Source organism: uncultured Leifsonia sp., from assembly GCF_945957465.1.
Classification (GTDB): Bacteria; Actinomycetota; Actinomycetes; order Actinomycetales; family Microbacteriaceae; genus Leifsonia.
Genome location: NZ_CAMFLC010000101.1, coordinates 1 through 4,609, shown reverse-complemented (window position 1 = coordinate 4,609; position 4,609 = coordinate 1). Strand labels below are relative to the sequence as shown.

At 70.8% G+C, this 4,609-nt stretch carries 4 protein-coding genes; 2 read left to right on the top strand and 2 right to left on the bottom strand.

All coding sequences use genetic code 11. The features are described from left to right. The coding region (locus tag Q0Q23_RS19765; protein WP_295128425.1) for an NAD(P)/FAD-dependent oxidoreductase at positions 1-1,004 on the bottom strand (1,004 nt) is incomplete at its 3' end. Positions 1,005-1,161: 157 nt separating this feature from the next. Here Q0Q23_RS19765 and Q0Q23_RS19760 point away from each other — a divergent pair. Continuing rightward, positions 1,162-1,854, top strand: a complete 693-nt coding sequence (locus tag Q0Q23_RS19760) for a response regulator transcription factor (protein WP_018191755.1) — start codon at positions 1,162-1,164, stop codon at positions 1,852-1,854. A 51-nt stretch (positions 1,855-1,905) separates the two neighbouring features. Beyond that, positions 1,906-3,630 (top strand): HAMP domain-containing sensor histidine kinase, encoded by a 1,725-nt coding sequence (locus tag Q0Q23_RS19755; protein ID WP_295128418.1) that lies wholly within the window; start codon positions 1,906-1,908, stop codon positions 3,628-3,630. Between the two features lie 89 nt (positions 3,631-3,719). Here the strand turns inward: Q0Q23_RS19755 and Q0Q23_RS19750 are convergent. Beyond that, the coding region (locus Q0Q23_RS19750) for a hypothetical protein (protein WP_295128415.1) at positions 3,720-4,609 on the bottom strand (890 nt) is incomplete at its 5' end.

Genomic DNA, 4,609 nt, shown 5'->3' with positions numbered 1-4,609 from the left:
CCCGAATACTCCATGCCCAGATCGTATTGGTCGGAGTAGAAGTACGGGATGTCGTCGTAGCTCGCGTCCTCGCCGAGGATCGCTCGCGCCGCGACCGTGCCGCCCGCGATCGCGTTCGCCCAGTGCTCGTTGCGCTGCCGCCGGCCGATGGCGGGGAGGAACGGGTCGGCGACGTCGCCGACCGCATAGACGTCCTCGATCTCGGTACGCATCGCCTGGTCGGTGGGGATGCCGTTGTCGAGTGCCAGGCCGGAGCGCTCCGCGACGGCCGTGTTGGGCGACGCGCCGACACCCGCGACGACCACGTCGGCCGGGAGGCGCTCCCCCGTCGCCAGCACGACGGCCTGTTCGTCGCCGCCCTCGACCGCGACCACGTGCGCGCCGTTGTGGAACGTCACGCCGTTGGCGTGGTGCAGCGACTCGAACACGCGGCCGAGCTCCGGTCCGACGGCCGACCCGAGCGGCACGTCGCCGCGCCCGACCACGGTCACGTCGTTTCCGTAACCGCGCGCGGCGGCGGCGACCTCCAGGCCGATCCAGCCCGAGCCGACGATCGCGATCCGGCGTCCGCCGACCTCGAGCGCAGAACGCAGCCACTCGGAGTCCTCGACTGTTCTCAGAGAGAAGACGGCGCCGTGCCCGCTGCCCGGCACGCCCAGCGGGCGAGGGGATGCACCGGTCGCCAGCACGAGGCTGTCGTAGGTGATCCGCGCCCCGCCCGAGACGAACAGCTCGTGGGCGGAGGGGTCGAAGGAGCCGGCTTCCTCGCCGGGGAGGAACTCCACCTGGTTCTGCGTGTACCAGTCCTCAGGCTTCACGGCGGCATCGGCGAACGGCGCCTCGCCTTTCAGGAACTCCTTGGAGAGCGGCGGCCGGATGTACGGGTGATGGCCCTCGGCGCCCAGCAGCATGATGCGGCCGTCGAAGCCGCGCTCGCGCAGTTCGACCGCCGTCGTGGCTCCGGCGAGCCCGGCTCCGGCGATGACCACGGTGGGATGGGACATGGGCTGCTCCGATCGCTGGTCTCTTCAGCATCCACTGTTCACACTGGCAGCGCCAGACCCGTGCACGCAACGCGCACCGTGAGCGCACCGTGCGCACACGCAGCGCGCACCGACCGCTCACAGGCAGAATTCAGCAGACGCGCAGATACTGTTTCGCATGAACGCAGGACCCCGCATTCTCATCGTCGACGACGAGCCGAACATCCGCGATCTCCTCACCACCAGCCTCCGCTTCGCCGGCTTCGCCGTGCGAGCGGTCGGCAACGGCGCGCAGGCCATCTCCGCGGTCCTCGAAGAGGAGCCAGACCTCATCATCCTCGACGTCATGCTCCCGGACATGAACGGGTTCGGCGTCACCAAGCGACTCCGCGGCGCGGGCTACACCGCGCCCATCCTGTTCCTCACCGCCAAGGACGACACCGAGGACAAGATCACCGGCCTCACGGTCGGCGGCGACGACTACGTGACCAAGCCGTTCAGCCTCGACGAGATCGTCGCCCGCATCAAGGCCATCCTGCGGCGCACGATGCAGGCCGACGAAGACGCGGTGATCCGCGCCGGCGAGCTCACCATGGACCAGGACACGCACGAGGTGTTCGTGGGCGACACCCCGATCGAGCTCAGCCCGACCGAGTTCAAACTGCTGCGATATCTCATGCTCAACCCCAACCGGGTGCTCTCCAAGGCGCAGATCCTCGATCACGTCTGGGAGTACGACTTCAACGGCGACGCCGGCATCGTCGAGTCGTACATCTCGTACCTGCGCCGCAAGGTGGATGCGCACTCCAGCGAGCCGCTCATCCAGACCAAGCGCGGGTTCGGGTACATGCTCAAGGCCGCCAAGGCGTGACCTGCCGCGCACATCCGCGGCACAGCATCCACTGCATAGACTGACGGCCTGATGCACTCTCGCCTGCTCGACCGCTGGAACGCGATCTCCCTGCGCACCAAGATCACCGGGGTGACCGTGCTCATGCTGACGCTCGGGCTGCTCGTGACCGGCATCGGCACGATGGCCATGCTGAAGCCGGTGCTGCTGGAGCAGTTGGACGCGCAGCTGTCGGCGGCGTCGGGTGCGACCTACGTGAACACCTACCTCTACGGCTCCTCGTCGGACAAGGACAAGATCGCGACCGACTCGAGCCCGTCGGACTACTTCGCGGCGTTGTACGACTCCAACGGCAAGCTGGTCAAGACGAACTGGACCAACATCCCGTTCGCGCACCGGCCGGCGATCCCGGCCAGCCTGTCGCTCTCGGAGGCCAAGGCGATGCCGGTCGGCGGCTTCCCGGTGCCCAGCAACGACGGCAGGACGTCGTACCGCGCGCTGGTCACGACGCAGACCTTCGCCGGCACCGGCGAACTCGCCACCGTCATCATCGCCACGACGACGAGCCAGATCGACACCGTGATGGCGGCCTTCCTGGCGATCTTCCTGCTCTTCGGCGTGATCGTCATCGTCGTGGGCGCCGGACTGACCCGGATGCTGGTCACGACGACGTTCGCCCCGTTGCGCGAGGTGGAGCAGACCGCCGCGGCGATCGCGGACGGCGACTTCAGCCAGCGCCTCGGCGGTGCGACGCCCAACACCGAGGTCGGGCGGCTCAACCGCTCCCTCAACACCATGCTGAACCGGATCGACCGCGCGTTCACCGACCGCGCGCGCACCATCGATCAGATGCGCCGGTTCGTCGGGGACGCCTCCCACGAGTTGCGCACGCCCCTGGTCTCGGTGCGCGGCTACGCCGAGCTGTACCGGATGGGCGCGCTGCAGACCCCCGAAGACGTCGCGCAGGCGATGGACCGCATCGAGAAGGAGGCCATCCGCATGGGCCTCCTGGTCGAAGATCTGCTCGAACTCGCCCGTCTCGACGAGACCAAGCCGCTCGACCTGCGCCCGGTGGATCTGGTCCGGATCGCCCGCGACGCCGCGATGGACGCGATGGCCGGCTCCCCCGACCGCACCGTCACCGTGCTCACGCCGAGCCCGGTGCCGGCTGCCGCCGTGCAGGCCGCCTCCGATGATGCGGTGGAGCCGGGCGTCGACACCGTGCCGTACACGATCCCGGACGAGGTCTCGCGCCCCAGCAATGCGACCGGGCCGATCGCGTTCGCCGGCTCGGCGCTGGCCCGCCTGCGCCGCGGCGGCCGTGGCCGGCGAGGTACCACGGGGCCGATCCCGGTCACGACGACCGAACGCGTCGTCCTGACCGCCCCGCCGGCCGAGCCGGCGATCGTCATGGCCGAGGAGAACAAGCTCCGTCAGGTCGTCACGAACCTGATGGGCAACGCGCTGCGATACACCCCCGAGGGCAGCCCGATCGAGATCGCCGTGCAGGTCGACCACCGCGCCGATCGCGCCGTCCTGGAGGTCCGCGACCACGGCGAGGGCGTCCCGCCGCAGATCCGCGAGAAGATCTTCCAGCGCTTCTGGCGCGCCGACACCTCCCGCGCGCGCGAGACCGGCGGCAGCGGCCTCGGGCTGGCGATCGTCTCGTCGATCGTCGCCGCGCACCACGGCACGGTGGAGGTCGTGGAGACCGACGGCGGTGGCGCAACCTTCCGCGTGTCTCTACCGCTCGCCGACCCGGCCCGCGCGGCGGAACGCGCGCCCGCCGGCGCGTGACGTGAGCGACTGATCGGCTGATCAGCGGCGGCCCGCCACCCGCAGCCTCGTCGTCGTGACAGAGCGTGCCGGCCCGCGCCTCCCGCAGCTCAGAGCCTGCCCGCCACCCACTGGACCATCGACGCGGCCTCGTCGCCGGAGCCGGCCTGCGCCGCGTACTGGATCCAGGTGCCGCCGACCAGGGCGTCGACGACCGTCTCCGCCGGAGTCGAGCCGGACGCCGAGGTCGTGCGGACCAGAGTCGCGAGCGGCGAGCCGCCCACCTCGATCGTGCCCCCGCTGGCGTCCGAGTCGCTGTCGACCACGGCCGCGTGATACGTAGCGTACGCGTCCGAGGCGCCGCGCAGCACCGAGACCGTCCCGAGGTGGCCGGAGCCGCCGTCGCCTCCGCTGCTGTACGCGCACGTGGTCGTCCCGGGAACGCCGAGGAGCGCCGTGGGCATCCCGAAGCTCTCCCCCGGGTCGAGCGTCGTGACCGTTTTCGGCCCGAACGCCGAAGCGACGGCTTTCAGCCAGTCGGCTGAGCCGCACGACAACGGTCTTCCGGACGCCGTCGGCGCTGCCGTCGGGGTGCGCGCGTCGATGGCGGCGACGGTCGGGAGGAACGACTGCACGAGCGCATGGAAGGCCTTCTCGTCGATCGCCGAGGTCCCGCTGACCGCCTGCACGGCCAGCCAGGAACCACCCACGAGCACGTTGGTGCGGCAGCTGCTTCCGGGTGCGCCCGTCGCCGGCGCGCAGTCGCCGCCGCGCGACTCACCGCCGTCGTAGTGGGCGCCCATCGCAGCGGACTCCGGATACTGGGCGGCGAGGCGCTCCCAGCTCGCCGCCGCCCGCGGCAGCAGTTGCACGGCCAGCGTGTGCACCGCCTTCGACGTGGTGCCGGCCGGGTCGTCGCCCCAGCGGCACCATCCGCCGCCGGCGGCCTGTGCGGCGAACGGGCCGCGCCCGGCCGGGGTCGTGAGCGCATCGGCGGGCG

Excerpts from the sequence above, each read along its gene's own strand:
- Q0Q23_RS19760 (WP_018191755.1), top strand. The coding sequence starts at position 1,162 with ATGAACGCAGGACCCCGCATTCTCATCGTCGACGACGAGCCGAACATC.
- Q0Q23_RS19755 (WP_295128418.1), top strand. The coding sequence starts at position 1,906 with ATGCACTCTCGCCTGCTCGACCGCTGGAACGCGATCTCCCTGCGCACC.